This window comes from Mycobacterium sp. (assembly GCF_039583785.1).
GTDB lineage: Bacteria > Actinomycetota > Actinomycetes > Mycobacteriales > Mycobacteriaceae > Mycobacterium.
The window spans coordinates 1-18,301 of sequence record NZ_JAVKSG010000026.1 but is presented as its reverse complement, the minus strand read 5'-3'; the positions used below and the strand labels follow the sequence as shown (position 1 = coordinate 18,301).

Here is an 18,301-nt window from a genome sequence, read left to right as displayed (position 1 = left end):
TGTTGAAGCTCACCGACCGCCGTCGGCGCTCACACTTTCCTCGACAAGCGGATTGACCAATTGCACGTACGTCGGGGTGTCGCTGTCGGTCAGCAGGATCGCCCGCCCGGCTGGCAGCCGGTCGAATCGCTGACCGCGAACCTTCCCGCCGTCCACCGGATTACCCGACAGCATCAACGTGGTGGCTTGCAGGTCGTTGAAGCGACGCAGCAGCGGGCTGGTCATCAGCGCGTGCGCGGCACCGCTGGCGCGGGCGGTGACGATGACTCGCAGGCCCAGATCGCCGGCTTGGGCCAACAGCCCGATCAACGGGGTCCACGGGCGCTGCCCCACATAAGGTCCCGTCATCGCCGGAGTGTCCGGGATCTGGTCGACGTCGTCGATGATCAGATAGTGCGTGTGGCCTTCGAATGACCAACCGGACAGCTGCGAGGTATCCAGACCTGCCGGCGGCCGTCGCTTCTCGATGAGCCCGGCCAACCCGAGCATCGCCGGGGTAACCCGGTCGATATTCGCGGTGTACTCGTTGTCGGCGAACAACGGCTCGTCGACCAGGTGCAGTCGGCGATCCAACACGGTGAATGCCACCCGGTCCGGGGTCGAGTTGTCCCGGATCGTCCGGATGATGTGCCGCAGCAAGGTCGTCTTACCGGTTCGGGTGTCACCCAGCACCATCAACAACGGATTCTGGGCGAAGTCGAGTTGGACTGCGGCCAGGTCTTCTTCGCGCTGACCGATGACGATCCGGTCGGCGCCGCCGTACACCGGTTCGAGTGCGGCGGGCTCCAGGTTCTTCGGCAGCAGCCGCACCGGTGGTGCGGCGATCCCCTCGTGCAGGGCATTGATCGCGGGTACCTGTTTGCGCTCGGGCGCGGCGATCAAGAAGTGCTCGGCAGCCATGGTCAGACCGCGACCCGGCTGTTCGGCGGGCACACTCTCGGCCGGGCGGTGCAGTGCACCGGCCAGCCGGACGTTGCTGTCGCGGACGTCGTGCAGCTTGAGCTCCAGTCGCATACCGAGTCCGTCGCGCATCGCCAACGGCACCTCGAGCCAGCTCGGTGTCGTGACGACGACGTGGATCCCGTAGGCCAAGCCGACGTTGACAAGTTCAGTCACTTTGCCCAGCAATGGGTTTCGCGTATTGAACTGATCGGTGTTGTCCCGGCTGAACGCGTACAGGTTGTCGATGACCAGGAACACCTGACCCAGGCCGTCGTCCGGACCCTGCAGGTCGCGGAAGACTTCCCGCTGCTGACGGATGCGCAGCAGCTGCTCGAGCTCGCCGAAGGTCCGACGGATGCGTTCCGGTTCCAGCGCGGACGCGACGCTGCCGACGTGCGCCAGGTCTTCCAGGGCCCGCAGCTGACCGCCGCCATAGTCCAGGCAGTAGAAGCTCACCTCGCGCGGCGAGTGCAGGCTCGCCGCCGACAAGATGAACGTCTGCAACGCAGTCGATTTACCGGACTTCGCGCCACCGTGGATCAGCAGGTTGCCGGCCGAGGAGCGGGCGTCGAACACCAGCGAGTCGCGGCGCATCTGGAACGGCCGGTCGATCTCACCGAGCGGCCAGCGCCACTCGCCGCGTGGCACCGACGCCCGGGCCAGCGCCGCGCTGAGCGGGATCACCTCGTCGAGCGGCGGCAACCACAGCTCGGGGGCGCGGGGGCCGAAACGCGCCAACTGGTCGCCGATGGTGGCGATCAGCTTGCGTGACGGCGCGATCGGCTCGTCGTGTCCGTTCTTGGCGATGACAGTGGTCTGGTCGGGTTCGACCCGGCCCGCGGTGAACAGCTTGGGCTCGGGAACCGAGTGCACCACCAGTGTTTTCGGGGCTTGCGGCGGGTTGTAGATGCCGTCGACGTAGGTGCTGCGGAATTTGATCGGGGCGGCCCCCGGCGCGGGCACCAGGAAGCCGACGCCCTTGTGCTCCCTACCCGCTTCGATGTGATAAGCGTCCTCCACACCGATGATCGACCGCGACACCGCGGGGCTGGCCACCTTCAGACCGATCCGGTACGAGGTGTTCTTGTCGATGTCCTTGATCTTGCCGACGTCCAGGGTCTGCGACGCGAACAGGATGTGGATCCGGAACGAGCGACCCTTGCGCGCAACGTAATCGAACAACTCCGCGTATTCGGGGTGGTCGGCCAGCATCAAGGTGAACTCGTCGGCGACGACGAACAGCGTCGGGATCGGCGGCAGGTCGTGCCCGGCAGCGACCGCGTTCTCGTACTCGGTCACCGAGTTGAACGCGCTGCCCTGCACCTTGCGGCCGGCTTCGCGCAGCATCATTTCCCGACGGGCGACTTCGCCGCGCAGCGTGTCGGCGAACCGGTCGGCCAGCGACTTCTTCTCGGCCATGTTCGAGATCACCGCGACGACCTGGGGGAAGTTGCGGAAGATGTCGGCACCGGCCTCACCCTTGAAGTCGGCGTAGATCACGATCAACCGGTCCGCGGAATGAGTCGTCAACAGCGACAACAGGATCGACATCAGGGTCTGCGACTTACCGGCGCCGGTCATACCGATCATCAAGCCGTGCGGGCCCATGCCGCCTTCGGCTTCGTCCTTGAGGTCGAACATCAGCGGCTCACCGGTTGCGGTCACACCGATCGGCACCCGCAATTCGTCATCGCGGTGCCGCGGCGCCCACATCGTCGGGACATCCAGTCGCGACGCGTCCGGAATGCCCAGCAGTGTCGTGAAGCTGGCGCCGCGGGTGGCACTCGACTGCAGGCCACTGTGCGACGGGTTGGAGTCCCACCGGGACAGCCGGCGCGCGATGTGCACGGTGTCGTCGACGCCGAGCGAGTCGGCGCAGTCGATGTAGCCCTGCCAGCCGCCGGTCTGCCAGCGCTCGATCCTACCGTCCGTGATTCGCAGGATCGGCCGTTCGGGATCGGAATACTGCTCCCGATGCGGAGCAGTGGTCGATCGGTACACCACGGTCGCCCCGGCCCGACCGGCCGCCAATGGTGCGGCGCTCAGGTCGAAGTCCGGGTCATCGACGATGATCAGCAAGTGCCGCAACATATCTGCCGATCCAGCGGCAAACGCCGGGCGGTCCGACAGCGTCGTCCCGAGCAGCGCAACCAGCTCGTCGGGTTTGGTCGACAGGTAGCGGGCCGGGCCCGCCCCGTCGGCTTCGGCCGGAATGTCGACGTGCGGCAACCATTTCAGCCATGACCAGGCCGGCGACTCGAGGTCCGGTGTGGCGACCGCCACCCCGAGCACGGTCGGGTCGTGCCACGTCACCGCCTGCGCCACCCATGCCCGCAGCGCGCCGCGGACCTCGTCTTCGTCGCCGAGCACGGTGATGCGCGACAGCTTGGTCAGGTCGATACCGGTCGGGACGTCGTGAACCGTGCGCTGGATGTCCAGCAGACTGCGTAATGCGCTATGTGACACCGGTTCCAGGTCGACCTCGTCGGCGCTGTCGTTGACCCGGAGCGCAGTGTCCAACGCAGCTGTGTGCACGCCGGCGCGGACCACCAGGAAGTCGCCGTCCTGCGGGTCGCGTTCCCACTGGCGTCGCGAACCTGGGATGGCGGACAGGGCGGCCGGTTCCGGGTGTGACCACTCGGCGGCCTCGCGTTGCGCGGCCGCCTGCGCCCGGATGTTGTCCCGGACCACCGACAAGTACCGCAGATAGTCCGCCCGCTCGGCGTCGACGTCCTCGGTGCGCGACTTGTTGTCGCCACGGATAAACGCGGTGGCGGCCAACAGCAGCACGAACGGGAAGAACAACGTCTGCGGCGAGATCAGGCGCATCCCGGTCGCGACCATCGCGACGATCATCCCGACAATCAGCAACACGATCACCACCGGCAGCGCCCGCTTGAGCAGCGACGGCGGAATCACCCGCGCCAGTTCCGGGGGTGCTTCGATGTTGATGCTGCCCTTGCGGGTCACCGGCGAGGGCAGCCGGCGGCGTGCTTCGAAGATCAAGCGGCTCATCGGTTTTGCCCTTCGGCTTCAGCACGGCCAGGTCGGGAGTCGGGCGCCAGTCCGTCGTGTGCGAGCAGCGCATCGGCCCGCGACAGCGTCGGCCCAGGGGCATACAACGACAGAACTGACCACGGAATCGGCGTTGCAGGAGGCGTCAGCCCCAACGCATCAGCGGTTTTCGCGTTTGCGGTGACGCCGGCTTCGCTGTCGATGCCGTACCGCACGCCGGTGTCGGAAATCCAGAACAGCGACCCCGCCGCCGGTGACAATGCGTTCTGCCCGACAGTCTGGGCGAAGTACCCGGTGCCCGGGGCCATCGCGACCCGGCTGGCGATTCCGCCCGCACCGGCGCCGACCAGGTCCTCGGTGTGCACCGAGTCAGGAATTGGGAGCGCTGAACCGGCAAGCAGCGTCAGCGAATTCGCGGCAGCGCCGGACGCCTTGCTCCAGTGCACGCACGTCACGGGATCGTGCGCGGCGTCCAGCAGACTGATGCGCCGCTCGGGGTAGCGGCCGGTGTCCAACTGCCGCGACACCGGCAGCTTGGCCACCTTGTCGGCGCCCAGGTGCGGCGGCTGATCCAGGCCGTAGGAGTTGGCATTGCGCAGGATCGCGGCCAGCACCGGCGAGATCTGCTGCAGGCCGTCCGGCAGCACCGCGTAATAGTTGGGCGAATTATTCTCCAGCCCGTGAGATTCCACGACGCCGCCGATGGGGGCGGGCACTGGGAACTTGGCGGGGCTACCGGCACCGGCGATCACAGGAGCAGCCAGCGGAGGCGACTCGGGGATCGCGTTGAACAGGCCGGCGGCGATCGGCCGCGGCAGGTGAACGTCGGTACCGAAGCCCAGCGCGCTGGTCACCGCGTGGTCGGCGAGGTCGATCCGACTGCGCCGACCGTCCCACAGCAGCCAGGCGCTGGTGGGGTTGCCGACCAGGACGGCCTTGCCCGCGTCGACCGCCGCGGCCCGGGCGCCGCCGCTGTCCGGAACACCGGCGATCACCGTGACCCCGGCGGCCGTGCCACTGGCGGCGTCGCACACCGTCCAGTCGGCGTCCTTGCGGGTGTTCTGCACCACCCGCTGCGGTGCGCCCGGGATGCCGATCAGGTTTCCGAGCGGAAACTTGTCCAGCTCAGCGCTTTTCACCATGGTCGGGTTGTCCGGCTTGCCGGTGATCAGTCGGGCCGATGCCAGATTCAACACCGGATGCAGCTGATCGCCCACCCGCACGTACAACGCGGCCGTCTCCCGGTCCGCCAGGATCGCGTTGTTGGCCGCCGACCCGTTCGGCCGGATCAGCGAGAACACGAAGCAGCCCACCAGGGCGGTGACCAAGACAACGACACCCATCAGCACCGCGCGCGTCTGGGTGCGCAGCGGGTCGACGAGCATCCGGGTATCGTGCAGGGCAACACCGGAAGCGATGCGGCGCATGACAAATCGCCAACCGGTCACCTGGTGGCGGGTGACGAAGCCGCGGCGGTAGACAACCTTGTCCGGGTTGTCGTTGACCGGGGTTCGCGAGGCGAAGGAACGCCGGTCGTCGGGCGATTCGGGGGCGGTCATGCCGGCATCTCCAGTCGCAGACCTTCCAGCAGCGGCGGGACTGTGTTGGCCACGTCGGCGGCGGTGATCGTCATGAGCTCCTCGTCGGTGAACTCACCGGTTTGCGCGTGTTCGGAGTGGTCCAACCGGAATTCCCGTTCCTCTTCCGACTTTTCGACGACGTTACGGACGAATCGGCCGTTACCCGCGATGTCGAGTCCGCGTCGTTCGACCCCCACCGAGTCGGCCTTCGTGGTGCTGGCCAGGTGAGCGAACAGCGATTCCAAGTCGTCGAGCGCCGGCTGCTCGAAGGTGCTGTCGCGCCGGGTGGCCATGAAATTGGCGATCTCGATGAGTTCGGCCGGCTGGTAGGACGGGAAGTCGATGGTGCGGGTGAACCGTGATCGCAGACCCTGGTTGGTGTCCAGGAACCGATCCAGGTCAGCCCGGTAACCGGCGATGATGACCACCAACCGGTCGCGGTCGTTTTCCATCCTGGCCAGCAAGGTATCGATGGCCACCAGGCCGAAGTCGTTTTTGGCGCCGGTGGCAACCAGCGCGTAGGCCTCGTCGAGGAACAGCACACCGTCCAGCGCGCTGTCGATGACCGCGTTGGTCTTGGCTTCGGTTTCGCCGATGTGCTGACCGATCAGATCGGCACGGTGCACCTCTTTGATGTTCTCTTTCTTCAAAAGGCCAAGGCCGCAATAGATTTTCGCGACCACACGGGCGATCGTGGTCTTGCCGGTCCCGGGCGGGCCGGTGAAAACCAGGTGGTGGGTGCGCTGGGCGACTTCCAGCCCGCGCTCCTTGCGCACGAGCTCCATCGCCACCGCGCTCTTGAGTCGTGCGACCTGGTCCTTGACCTTCTCCAGCCCGATGAACTCGTCGAGCTCGCGTTCGGCCTCAGACAGCAAAACGGCCTTGCGCTCTTGCGCACCGGGGTCGACGAAGTCACCGGGCTTGGGCTCGGTGGTGACGTCCCACGGGTCGATGCGCGCGTTGATCCGGTCCGCGGTAGTGGGCACAATCCCGAAGCTCGAGTCCGTCAGCGCCTCTTCGACCTGAGCGTTTTCCGGGTTGGCGGCGTACAGGTCCTGCAGCACTTCGCGTGCGGTGTCCTCGTCGCCGTCGGCGCGCAGCGACAGCGCCCGGGCCAATGCCCCGTCGACCGCGGCAACGGCGACCGGGCCGTCCGGCTCGTCAAGGTAGGACAGCGCAGCGGCAAACATGCCCAGCCGGGCCAGCGAGATGCCGAGCGCGATCTTGACGGCGTGCGCGAAGGTGGCTTCGAGATTGGTGTCGTTGACGATCGGCGACAAGAGTTTGACTACGTCAGCCCACCGCTCGGCGCGGTAGTGGATCGTCGAGGCCACCCAGCGGGCCTCCCGCGAGCTCGGTTGACGTCGGCTGACGTCACTGGCCAGTTGGTGTGCCGCGGCAAACCGGCCGTCGCCGGCCAACGCCGCGGCGTAGGCGAGGTGGAAATCGTCCGGCCCGGTCGCCCGGAACCTGAGGTACAGCCCGGTGTCGTAGCGAAACCCCAGCGCACCCTCGGTCAGTTCGACCTGGCGCTGCAACACGCCGGCCGTGGCCGCATTGTGCGAAATCGCTTCCAGCACATGCAAAGACGTGTCGCCTGCGGCGGCCAACCCGACCCATGCGTCGGCCTGGTCGTGCGCGATGCGGACCAGGCCGGTGAACCCGGATCGGGCCGCGGCCAGGTCGGCCGGGCGCGTACGGTCATAGATCGTCAGCCCGAGCGCGCGGCAGCAGGTCGCGAATCGACTCGTTACGTCGTCGTCCACCCGGACAGTTGTCGGCCGGGTGGCGACACTGCCGGTGTCAGCGGTCTCCACGCCTCAGTCTCCCCTTCGGAGGTAGCATTGCCTAAGCTAACTTTGAGTGAAGTTAGCATTGCATAACCTACGTGTCGAGACGCACCTGAAGATCCGACGCGTGGCCTCGATCACGTGGTCGCCAAAGCACAAGCGCCGCAGTTCAAACCGCGTGTCGACGCCGTCGGGCGGCTGGCGTGATGCGATGCGACGAATGGATCGTTTTGCCACCTTCGGCCGCGGCTTGATGAAAATGAGTGTCATTAGTGCATGACTGTACGCCAACGGGATCTCACGTCTTGACCGCCCTGACCAACGTGGTACGGGCGAACATCGGCCCAGCTTCGGTGTCCGGCCCGGGCACCGGGCGACCCACCTCAGCTAGATAGTCGGCCAGTGGCGTCGCGACCGCGTTCCAGCCGTGCTCGCCGAACCACTGCTCCGCGGGCGCGTGCTGCTCGTTGTAAACCAGCTGGAAAAACAGTCGCTCGTCCCCCTCTGCCTGAGCCGCGCGCTCGGCCTCGACGGCGGCGTCGAATGCTTCGGTCGGCATCGGCGCACCGTCTTCGACGGCCACCTGGCTGCCCGAGCTGGCCAGCGCGTCGATGCCGGCGAACAGCTGCTCCTGCGCGGCGGCAGGAAGGTAGATCAGCAGGCCTTCGGCGATCCATGCCGACGGCTGCGTCTCGTCGAAGCCGCTGTCCCGCAGTGCCTGCGGCCAGTCGTCGCGGAGGTCGATCGCAATCTCACGGCGTTCGGCGTTAGGTATGGCACCCTGTTCGGCAAGCACCGCACGCTTGAAATCGAGCACCTGCGGCTGGTCAAGCTCGAAGATCGTCGTGCCATCGGGCCAGGACAGCCGGTAGGCACGCGAGTCCAGACCTGCCGCCAGGATCACGACCTGCCGAACCCCAGCCTCGGCGGCCTGCCGGAAATAGTCGTCGAAGTAACGAGTGCGAGCACCTTGGAAGTTGACGAAATGCTCACCGAAATCCGGTGTTTTGAGTTGATGGTCGGGGTTCTTGCCGTCCAACACATCCGCCGCCGAGCCGCCCACTGCGTGGCAGAAAACTGCGGCGAACGGGTCGTTGGCCAACGGATCCGGCTTTTGCGCCTCCAATGCTCGAGCGGTGGCCACGAATAACGCGGTCGAACCGACGCTTGTCGTGATGTCCCAGTTGTCGTCGTCTGTACGCACGTCAACCGACCCTACGCCCGCTCAACAGCGCAGTTACGTCGCCCAATCCCGCCATGGCGGCATTCAATACGACAGGATGTCGTAGGCACAAGACCCCGTTCCCGTAGGGGGTATCGCCCGCTACACCAACGGGCGGCTGGCTTTGATCCGCCGATCGAGATCCCACAGCAGGAGGTTGAACGGGAACCGCCGGACGAACTGCGGCATCGCGTTGTTCACCGTGCGCAGCGCAGCGATCACCCGGTCAAAACGCCGCTGGGTGGTGGCGTCCCAGGCAAACTGCATCTCGTCGCGAAAGCGTTGCGGCAGAAAGCCGGCGGTCAGCAGCAGACCGAGCTTCTCCGGCTGCCGCCGTACGATATCGGGCAGCCGCAGCTTCTGAATCCGGCCCACCGCAATGGGATACAGGTAGTCGCGGACCGTGTCGTCGATGTGCACCTTGTCGAGTTGGTCGTTCCAGTAGCGGTCGAACGCGACCCGATCCGCGGGCCACATCTGCGGTGGCACCTGCAACGTCGAGCCGAGCACCACTGCTTCTTTGTAATGCCGGTCGGCGTCGGTGTCGTCCATCTCACCGATGAACATGCGGTAGAAGTCCAGCCCGCCCTTGTACAGGCAGGCCGCCACCCACAGCTGCAGATCGACGTCGAACGCGTTGTAGTGCACCGGGCTGTCCGGCGTCGAATACACCTGCGCGTGAGCCCGATTGACCGCGCGCCGAAACGCCGCCTTCTGGGTGTCGGTGCCCGCCATCGCGACCGCGAGGTAGGTGAACGTGGTGCGGGCCCGCTTGATCGGATGCAGGTCGATGCGGCCGCTTTCGACCCGGCTCTCCAGCACGCCGTAGCCCACGCCGGGCCGGGCCAGCTGCATGATCACGTTGGCCGGGCCGAGCAGCAACGCCATGCCCATCAACGTGTCGTCGAGTGCAGGTGTGCGCCGGGGCCGACGGCTGCCGATCGGCGGCCCGCTCACCGTCCGCTCGACGTGCCTGATCGGTTCACTGAACGCCATCGCCCACCTGCCCGCTAATTGTGAGAACACGTGTTTCCTGATATTGCCGTGCGACGGGGACCAGTGTCAAGATGGGACCCATGGCCGCTGCCCCGTCGACGAATGCGCGGCCGTACCGCGGCGTCGACGCCGCCGACCGGCTGGCGGGCCGCCGGGCCGGCCTGCTGGAGGCAGGCCTCGACCTGCTCGGTGGCCTCGACTCCGCGGAGTTGACCGTGCGGGCGCTCTGCCGGCAGGCCGGCGTGGCCGCTCGCTACTTCTACGAAAGCTTCGCCGACAAGGACGAATTCGTCGCGGCCGTGTTCGACTGGGTGATCGCGGAACTGGCCGCCACCACACAGGCCGCGGTCGCTGCCGCGCCGCCGGAGGAGCAGACCCGGGCCGGTATGGCCAACATCGTCCGCACCATCGGTGGCGATCCGCGCGTCGGGCGGCTGCTGTTCAGCGCACAACTGGCCAACGCGGTGCTGGTACGCAAGCGGGCCGAGTCCAGCACCCTGTTCGCGATGCTGTCCGGTCGCTACGTCGAGGATGCGCTGCGGGTACCGGAGAACGAACGGATCAAGGCCGCCGCACATTTCGTGGTCGGCGGGGTGGGGCAGACGATCAGCGCCTGGCTGTCCGGCGAGGTGCGGCTCGGACCGGAGCAACTGGTCGACCAACTCGCGTCGCTGCTCGACGAGCTGGCCGATCCGAGGCTGTACCGCGACTGACGCTAGCGGGCGGCCGGGATCCGGCGATCGGCCGAGGTCTTGGGCACGGTCTGGGCATCATTCGCGGTGAATTCCTTGATCCAGCAGGCGAACTCGAGCGTGATACCGTCGGGGTCCTGGAAGTAGAACGACCGCACGTAAACACCCGAATGCAGGGTGGCCGCAACTTGACGCTCGCTCTCGTCGTGGTTGAGCACCGGCCCTACCCGCACACCCTTGTCCTTGAGTCCCTGCCGGTAGGCGTCGAACTTCTCGGCCGGCACATGGAATGCCAGGTGGTTCATCGTACTCACCGCACTGGTGATCTCACCGATGCCCGGGATGGCGGCCGGCGACGACAAGCCCGGCACCCGGTCGGGCGCCTCGGCGAACCAGAAGAAGGCAACGCAGTCGCCGTTGCCGGCGTCGAAGAAGAAGTGTTGTCCGGCGCCGCCGGGCAGATCCAGCGATTTCACCAACGGCATGCCCAGGACGTTGCTGTAGAAGTCCACGGTGCGGGCCATGTCCGAACACACCAGCGCGACATGGTTGATGCCGCCGAGCTCGAATTCGGAATTGAGGTTATGCGGCTTTATCATCCCCGAGCCCCCGTTCCGCGGCGGAGATCAGGAACTGAATCTAACATCAGATTCAGGTCTATTCCAGAGCAAACGCCGTTCCGGGGATGGACGGGATCCCTGCGACAAAGGAGGCCCGGCTCGACCGGTGAGCCCGACGACCACGCCTGCATCGCCGCGCCGGCCGACTATCATCTACCGAGCCATTTACTACAAGGAGGGCCACTGAGGTGACCCGCACCGCCGGCACCCCCGGAGTCGTCCGCGAATTCATCGGTCTGCCGTCGCCGACCGGCCGACGCGCCGGCGCCGGCGGTCACCCGTGCCAGGGGCTGTACTACCGCGGCGTCGGGCGGAAACCGAAAGTCGCGGTGATCGCTGCCCACTACCAAACCGACTTCTCCGAGCATTACCTGGCCGATTACCTGGCCACCCGCGGTATCGGGTTCCTCGGGTGGAACACTCGATTCCGCGGATTCGAGAGTAGCTTCCTGCTCGACCACGCCCTGGTCGACATCGGTGTCGGAGTGCGCTGGCTGCGCGATACCCAGGCGGTCGAAACGATTGTGCTGCTGGGTAATTCCGGCGGGGGCTCGTTGCTGGCCGCCTATCAGGCGCAGGCCACCGGCCCGCACGTGACGCCGGTGCCCGGCATGCGTCCAGCGGCCGGACTGACCGATCTGCCACCCGCCGACGGGTACGTGGCCAGCGCGGCGCACCCGGGCCGCCCGGACGTGTTGACGGCGTGGATGGACGGCTCCGTCGTGGATGAGAACGATCCGATCGCCACCGACCCCGACCTGGATCTGTTCGACGAGCGCAACGGACCGCCCTTCTCGCCGGACTTCCTCACCCGCTATCGCGCGGCGCAGGTCGCCCGCAACCACGCGATCACCGACTGGGTCGAGAAGGAGCTGAAACGGGTTCGGGCGGCCGGGTTTTCAGATCGCCCGTTCACCGTGATGCGAACATGGGCCGATCCGCGGATGGTCGACCCGATGATCGAGCCGACTCAGCGCCAGCCCAACATGTGTTACGCCGGGCTGCCGGCCAAAGCCAACCGGTCGGCGCACGGGATTGCCGCGGCCTGCACATTGCGCAGCTGGCTGGCGATGTGGAGCCTGCGCACCGCCCAGACCCGGGCCGAGCCGCACCTGGCCCGGATCACCTGCCCGGCGCTGGTGATCAACGCCGATGCCGACACCGGCGTTTTCCCCTCGGACGCGCAGCGCATCCACGACGCGCTGGCCAGCACCGACAAATCCCGCTGCTCGATCAACACCGACCACTACTTCACCACGCCCGGTGCGCGCAGCGAGCAAGCTGACACGATTGCCAAATGGATTGCCAAAAGGTGGCGCTGACCCACGTGGTCAACCAACCCACCGGTTGTTAGCTTGGAAGTCGAGCTGTCACAGGACCCGGGAATTCCAAGGAAGGCGACCAATGCCGATCGCAATCAACCCTGAGCACCAAGACCTGACCGACTCTGTGCGATCCCTGGTGGCGCGGGTAGCGCCGTCGGAGGTGTTGCACGCCGCGTTGGAAACACCGATCGACAACCCGCCGCCGTATTGGCGGGCCGCGGCCGACCAAGGTCTGCAGGGCGTGCACCTCGCCGAATCCATTGGCGGGCAGGGGTTTGGGATCCTCGAGCTGTCCATTGTGCTGGCCGAATTCGGCTACGGCGCCGTTCCTGGCCCGTTCGTGCCGTCGGCGATCGCCAGCGCGCTGATCTCGGCGCACGACCCGGACGCCGAGCTGCTCGCCGACCTGGCGTCCGGCGCCGTCATCGCGGCATACGCGCTGGATTCCGGGCTGACCGCGACACGGCAGGGCAACTCTTTGGTGATTCGCGGCGAGGTCCGCGCCGTGCCCGCGGCGGCGCAAGCATCGCTGCTGGTATTGCCGGTGGCGATCGACAGTGCCGAAGAGTGGGTGGTGTTGCGCGCCGATCAGGTCGAGATCGAACCGGTCACCAGCGTTGACCCGTTACGCCCGCTCGCACATGTGCGCGCCAACGCGATCGCGGTCGCAGAGGACGTCGTGTTGAGCAACCTCAGCGTGGCGACGGCAACGGCGCTGATTTCCACGTTGCTGTCGGCCGAGGCGGTCGGTGTCGCGCGGTGGGCCACCGACACCGCCTCGGACTACGCCAAGATCCGCGAGCAATTCGGCCGGCCGATCGGTCAGTTCCAGGCCGTCAAGCACAAGTGCGCGGAGATGATCGCCGACACCGAACGCGCCACCGCTGCGGTGTGGGATGCGGCCCGCGCGGTCGATGAGGCCAGCGAAAATAGCTGGGACACTGCGGGGTCCAAGTTCGAGTTCGCCGCCGCGGTGGCCGCGACATTGGCGCCGGCCGCAGCCCAGCGTTGCACCCAGGACTGCATCCAGGTGCACGGCGGGATCGGGTTCACCTGGGAGCACGACACGAACGTCTACTACCGCCGGGCGCTGGTGATCGCCGCCGGCTTCGGGCGCAAAACCGCATACCCGCAGCGGGTGGTCGACACTGCCACCGGCACCGGCATGCGCAACCTCGACATCGACCTGGACCCCGACACCGCGAAGCTGCGTGCGGAGATCCGCGCAGAAGTGGCCGGGCTCAAGGAGATTCCGCGCGAGGAGCGCAACACCGCGATCGCCGAGGGCGGCTGGGTGCTGCCGCATCTGCCGAAGCCGTGGGGGCGTGACGCCAACCCGGTCGAGCAGGTCATCATCGCCCAGGAGTTCAACACCGGGCGGGTCAGGCGGCCACCGATCGGCATCGCCGCCTGGATCGTGCCGTCGATCGTCGCGTTCGGTACCGACCAGCAGAAGCAGCGTTTCCTGCCGCCGACGTTCCGCGGCGAGATGATCTGGTGTCAGCTGTTTTCCGAGCCCGGTGCGGGCTCCGACCTGGCCGGCCTGAGCACCAAGGCGACCAAGGTCGACGGTGGTTGGCGCATCACCGGTCAGAAGATCTGGACCACCGCGGCACAGTTCTCGCAGTGGGGCGCGCTGCTGGCGAGAACTGACACCTCCGCGCCCAAACACAACGGCATCACCTACTTCCTGCTCGACATGCGCAGTGCAGGCGTGCAGGTGAAGCCGCTGCGTGAGCTCACCGGTGGCGCGATGTTCAACACCGTGTTCATCGACGACGTGTTCGTCCCCGACGAGTTGGTGCTCGGCGAGGTCGACCGCGGCTGGGAGGTCAGCCGTAATACGCTGACCGCAGAACGGGTTTCGATCGGCAGCAGCGAAGCGCCGTTCCTGGCGAGTTTGGACGAGTTCGTCGACCTCCTTCGAGACGGGCAGTTCGATCAGATCGCGCAGAACCGGGCCGGGCAACTGATCGCCGAGGGCCACGCCGCCAAGGTGCTCAATTTGCGCTCGACCTTGTTGACCCTGGCCGGTGGCGATGCGATGCCGTCGGCGGCCATCTCCAAGCTGCTGTCGATGCGCACCGGGCAGGGCTACGCCGAGTTCGGGGTGTCGTCGTTCGGGTCCGACGGCGCCATCGGCGATCCTCATCAGCTACCTGGGAAGTGGGCAGAGTACCTGCTGGCCAGCCGGGCCACCACGATCTACGGCGGCACGTCGGAGGTTCAGCTCAACATCATCGCCGAACGGCTGCTGGGGCTGCCCCGCGACCCGTAGGCCCACCCGCCGATATGATCGCGGCCCCTGGTCACTGGGGCTCGCCACCGGCCCTCGTCGCAAGCGGATAACCCGGCGCAGCGGTCGTTTGTTCTGGACACTCTTGACACGTTCGGTCTCACTATCCGCCGAGGTGACCCGGAGCATCCGCGAGCGGCGCGGCCAAAGCGGCCATGTTAGCTTCGCGGTCATGGCAGACGCGCAGAGCCCCCATCGCCGCGAGCGGGACGTCACCGGCGAGCGAGACACCCTGGAAGCCTTCCTCGACGACTACCGAGACATCTTGGTACGCAAGGTTTCCGGTCTCTCCGAGGCCGACGTACGCCGGCATCTCGTCCCGTCGCCGACGACGGTGGGCGGGTTGGTCAAGCACCTGCGCTGGGTGGAATACGGCTGGTTCGAGCAGTTCTTGGCAGGACGGCTCGACGACAACCGTCGCACCCACCAGCGCTCCTGGGAGTTCGAGCTGCAGCCCGACGAGCTACTGCCGACCCTGGTCTGCGAGTACCAGGCGCAGTGCGAGGAATCCCGCCGGATCGCCGCACACTATCCACTGGACCATGAGCTGTGGCACGGCCGGCTCGAGACGACGGTGTCGCTGCGCTGGATCTACCTGCACATGATCCAGGAAACCGCCCGCCACACCGGCCAGATCGACATCCTGCGCGAACAACTCGACGGCGGAACCGGTTTCGACGGCTGAGCTTGCGCGAGACAGAAACCAGGGCTGCGGTTTTCGGAGAAACGCAGCCCTGGCTTCTGTTTCGCGACCACCGAGCTAGTCGGCGTCGATCTCGCGTAGCTCGCGCTTGAGGATTTTCCCGGTCGGGTTACGCGGCAGCTCGTCGAGGAAGATCACGTCCCGCGGCACCTTGTACTTGGCCAGCTGATCCCTCACGTGCTTCTTGACGGCGTCTGCGTCGAGGTTTGCGCTGTCCTTCTTGACCACGAAGGCCCGCAACCGATGACCCCACTCCTTGTCATCGACGCCGATCGCGGTGGCCTCCACCACGTCGGGGTGCGCATTGATGCAGTCCTCGACTTCGGCCGGAAAGACGTTCTCGCCCCCGGACACGATCATCTCGTCGTCCCGGCCGCTGATGTAGAGCAGGCCGTGCTCGTCGAAGTAGCCGACGTCACCGGATGACAGCAAGCCGTCGATGATCTGCTTGCCGCCACCGCCGGTGTAGCCCTCGAACGGGAAGGTGGTCCCGACGAAGATCCGGCCGACTTCGCCCTGCGGCAATTCTTTGCCGTTCTCGTCGAAAATCCTGACCTTGACGCCCTTGACCGGTGGCCCGGCTGTCGCGGAATTGAACTCGAGGTGCTCGGGCCCGGCAATCGTGGCGAACGAGATCTCGGTGGAGCCGTACATGTTGTAGACGACCGGGCCGAGGTCCTTGAGCGCCCGTTCGGCGACGTCGGCGCCCAGCGCCGAACCCGAGGCGAAGACGATCCGCAGGCTCGACAAGTCAGGCTTGTGATCCATTTTCTCCAGGGCGTCGAGCATCCGCGACAGCATCACCGGTACCACGACCACCGCGCTCACCTTGTGCTTGTCGATGTCGTCGAACACCTGTTCCGGCTTGAACTTGCTGTGCAGCACCAGCGTCGACCCCAGGAACATGCCGATGGTGGCGTGCAGGAAACCCAGCGCGTGGAACATCGGCGCCGGCAACGACGTGACCTCGTTGGCCTTGAACGGCACGTGCGACAGGATGCCGCCAATCGGCGCCAGGGTCGGCGGGGTACTGCGGTTGGCGCCCTTCGGGGTGCCGGTGGTGCCGCTGGTCAGGATGATGATCGACGAATGCTTGGTGGCTTTCGGCGCCGGTGACTTGCTGTGGGCGGCGACCAGATCGGCCAGCGTCTCGTCTGTGCTGCCGGAGTCCCTGCCGTCCGGGTTGGTGCCCAGCGCCCGCAGCTTGCCCAGCGGCGGGTCGGCTTTGCTGACGTCTTCGGTGTATTCGTCGTCGTAGATGATCAGCGTGGCGCCTTCGCGTTCAGACACCTCTTTGATCTGTGGGCCCGAGAACGAGCTGTTGAGCAGGATGATGCGGGCGCCGACCCGGGCACACCCGAATTCCGCGACGGCGAACCAGCGGTGGTTGCGCGCCAGAATCGCGACCCCGTCGCCGCCCTTGACTCCCTTGGCCAGCAGCCCGTGGGCAACCGCGTTCGCCGCTTCGTCGAGCTCGGAGTAAGTGAGTTCACCGTCGTCGTCGATGATCGCCGGGCGGTTCGGTGTCCGTCGGGCGTTGAAGGACGGCAGCATGCCGATCTCGCCCCATTTCGCGATGTCGGCGGCCATCGCGGCGTAGTTCAGCGGGTTCTCCAACCTAAAGGTGCCGGATTCGATGATCTTGCGCAGGTAATGCAGTTCGAACACACCCCGCTCGGCATACTGCTGGATCTTGGCTACCGCCTGCCCGGGCAGATCGATGAGATTAGGCATGGCTTCACCCTATGTGACGGACGTCGCACCGGGTCCGAAAAGTTTTGCCGAATTAGCATGAACCCATGGCCCCGGTATCGCTGGACGTGGGCGGACGCCAGGTCGCCATCACTCATCCGGACAAGGTGGTCTTTCCCGATCGGGATGGGCAGGGCGGTCACACCAAGCTCGACCTCATCCACTACTACCTGGCGGTCGCCGACGGCGCGCTGCGCGGGGTGGCGCGTCGGCCGATGGTCCTGAAACGGTTCGTCAAAGGCATCGACCAGGAGGCCGTCTTCCAGAAGCGCGCGCCGGCCAAGCGGCCCGCCTGGGTCGACGTCGCCGAACTGCGCTACGCGCGCGGCACGTCGGCAAAGGAGGCGGTCATCTACGACGCGGCCGGCTTGGCCTGGGCGATCAATCTTGGCTGCATCGACCTCAACCCACATCCGGTGCTCGCCGACGACCTCGACCATCCCGACGAACTGCGCGTCGACCTGGACCCGATGCCCGGCGTGACCTGGCGACAGGTGCTCGACGTCGCGCAGGTGGCCCGCGAAGTGCTCGAGGATCACGGGCTGACCGCGTGGCCCAAGACGTCCGGCTCGCGCGGCTTCCACATCTACGCGCGCATCGCGCCGGCCTGGTCGTTCCGGCAGGTGCGACTGGCCGCGCAGACCGTCGCGCGGGAGGTGGAGCGGCGCGCTCCCGAGTTGGCCACCAGTCGCTGGTGGAAAGAGGAACGCCAGGGCGTCTTCGTCGACTTCAACCAGAACGCCAAGGACCGGACTGTCGCGTCGGCGTACTCGGTGCGGGCCACCCCTGATGCGCGGGTGTCCACACCGCTGCGGTGGGACGAGGTCGCCGACTGCGACCCCGCCGACTTCACGGTGGCGACCGTGCCGCGGCGCTACACCGACATTGGCGACCCTTGGGAAGGCATGGACTCCGACGAAGGGGCCGCCGGCAGGCTCGAGCAGTTGCTCACGCTGGCAGCGGAACTCGGTCCCGCGGAGAAAGCACCGAAGAGCGCGCGCCGCGACGGGAGCGGACGTCGCCAGTCGGTGATGCCGCTCATCGACGTGGCCCGCACCAAGACCAAGGACGAGGCGATGGCCGCGCTGGACACCTGGCGCCAGCGGCATCCCGCCGCGGCCGAACGCTTGGAGCCGGCCGATGTGCTGGTCGACGGCATGCGTGGCCCGAGTTCGATCTGGTACCGGATCCGGATCAACCTGCGGCATGTGCCCGACGGGCAGCGACCGCCGCAGCAGGAGTTGATTGCCGACTACAGCCCGTGGACCGATAAGCCGATCCGCTGATCCCGCTAGCGGGAGTTTCCTGGCTATCTGGGGCTTGATGGAGTGAGCCGTACGACAGCACCGGTCTGATCTGCATGTTTCC

At 66.6% G+C, this 18,301-nt stretch carries 13 protein-coding genes; 6 read left to right on the top strand and 7 right to left on the bottom strand.

The features are described 5' to 3' along the window. Positions 1–9: 9 nt before the first annotated feature. The 3 genes from eccCa to eccA are packed head-to-tail and all read right to left on the bottom strand — an operon-like array spanning position 10 to position 7,354. Positions 10–3,957: a type VII secretion protein EccCa gene (gene eccCa, locus ABDV69_RS10520; protein WP_343573936.1), complete on the bottom strand. Its 3,948-nt coding sequence runs from the start codon at positions 3,955–3,957 to the stop codon at positions 10–12. Next, positions 3,954–5,516 (bottom strand): type VII secretion protein EccB, encoded by a 1,563-nt coding sequence (gene eccB / locus ABDV69_RS10515; protein ID WP_343573933.1) that lies wholly within the window; start codon positions 5,514–5,516, stop codon positions 3,954–3,956. The genes eccCa and eccB overlap by 4 nt, the downstream gene beginning before the upstream one ends. Further along, a complete protein-coding gene (gene eccA, locus ABDV69_RS10510; RefSeq protein WP_343573931.1) occupies positions 5,513–7,354 on the bottom strand; it encodes a type VII secretion AAA-ATPase EccA in 1,842 nt (613 codons plus the stop codon). The genes eccB and eccA overlap by 4 nt, the downstream gene beginning before the upstream one ends. A gap of 46 nt (positions 7,355–7,400) precedes the next feature. Between eccA and ABDV69_RS10505 the strand changes: the two genes are divergently transcribed. Continuing rightward, complete coding sequence (locus ABDV69_RS10505) at positions 7,401–7,607, top strand: hypothetical protein (RefSeq protein ID WP_343573929.1); 207 nt, start codon at positions 7,401–7,403, stop codon at positions 7,605–7,607. Between the two features lie 18 nt (positions 7,608–7,625). On the opposite strand, the gene ABDV69_RS10500 is transcribed toward ABDV69_RS10505, so the two are convergent. Together ABDV69_RS10500 and ABDV69_RS10495 are read right to left on the bottom strand one after the other, a co-directional pair. Then, positions 7,626–8,531: a class I SAM-dependent methyltransferase gene (locus tag ABDV69_RS10500; protein ID WP_343573926.1), complete on the bottom strand. Its 906-nt coding sequence runs from the start codon at positions 8,529–8,531 to the stop codon at positions 7,626–7,628. Between the two features lie 120 nt (positions 8,532–8,651). After that, the gene (locus tag ABDV69_RS10495; RefSeq protein ID WP_343573923.1) at positions 8,652–9,545 is read right to left on the bottom strand and encodes an oxygenase MpaB family protein; all 894 of its coding nucleotides are present in this window, start codon (positions 9,543–9,545) and stop codon (positions 8,652–8,654) included. A gap of 80 nt (positions 9,546–9,625) precedes the next feature. Here ABDV69_RS10495 and ABDV69_RS10490 point away from each other — a divergent pair, with 80 nt between their 5' ends. After that, complete coding sequence (locus ABDV69_RS10490; protein ID WP_343573921.1) at positions 9,626–10,258, top strand: TetR/AcrR family transcriptional regulator; 633 nt, start codon at positions 9,626–9,628, stop codon at positions 10,256–10,258. 2 nt (positions 10,259–10,260) lie between these two features. Here ABDV69_RS10490 and ABDV69_RS10485 read toward each other — a convergent pair whose 3' ends face one another. Continuing rightward, positions 10,261–10,836, bottom strand: coding sequence for a VOC family protein (locus ABDV69_RS10485; RefSeq protein WP_343573919.1), 576 nt, complete (start codon positions 10,834–10,836; stop codon positions 10,261–10,263). Positions 10,837–11,045: 209 nt separating this feature from the next. On the opposite strand from ABDV69_RS10485, the gene ABDV69_RS10480 reads away from it, so the two are divergent. The 3 genes from ABDV69_RS10480 to ABDV69_RS10470 all read left to right on the top strand — a co-directional run bounded on the left by ABDV69_RS10480 (position 11,046) and on the right by ABDV69_RS10470 (position 15,163). Further along, positions 11,046–12,179, top strand: coding sequence for an alpha/beta hydrolase (locus ABDV69_RS10480; RefSeq protein ID WP_343573918.1), 1,134 nt, complete (start codon positions 11,046–11,048; stop codon positions 12,177–12,179). Positions 12,180–12,261: 82 nt separating this feature from the next. Beyond that, a complete protein-coding gene (locus ABDV69_RS10475) occupies positions 12,262–14,460 on the top strand; it encodes an acyl-CoA dehydrogenase (RefSeq protein ID WP_343573917.1) in 2,199 nt (732 codons plus the stop codon). Positions 14,461–14,650: 190 nt separating this feature from the next. Beyond that, positions 14,651–15,163: a DinB family protein gene (locus tag ABDV69_RS10470; RefSeq protein WP_343573915.1), complete on the top strand. Its 513-nt coding sequence runs from the start codon at positions 14,651–14,653 to the stop codon at positions 15,161–15,163. Positions 15,164–15,238: 75 nt separating this feature from the next. On the opposite strand, the gene fadD2 is transcribed toward ABDV69_RS10470, so the two are convergent. Then, positions 15,239–16,915 (bottom strand): long-chain-fatty-acid--CoA ligase FadD2, encoded by a 1,677-nt coding sequence (fadD2, locus tag ABDV69_RS10465; protein ID WP_343573912.1) that lies wholly within the window; start codon positions 16,913–16,915, stop codon positions 15,239–15,241. 65 nt (positions 16,916–16,980) lie between these two features. Between fadD2 and ABDV69_RS10460 the strand changes: the two genes are divergently transcribed. Then, positions 16,981–18,219: a DNA polymerase domain-containing protein gene (locus ABDV69_RS10460; RefSeq protein ID WP_343573910.1), complete on the top strand. Its 1,239-nt coding sequence runs from the start codon at positions 16,981–16,983 to the stop codon at positions 18,217–18,219. Positions 18,220–18,301 lie beyond the last annotated feature (82 nt).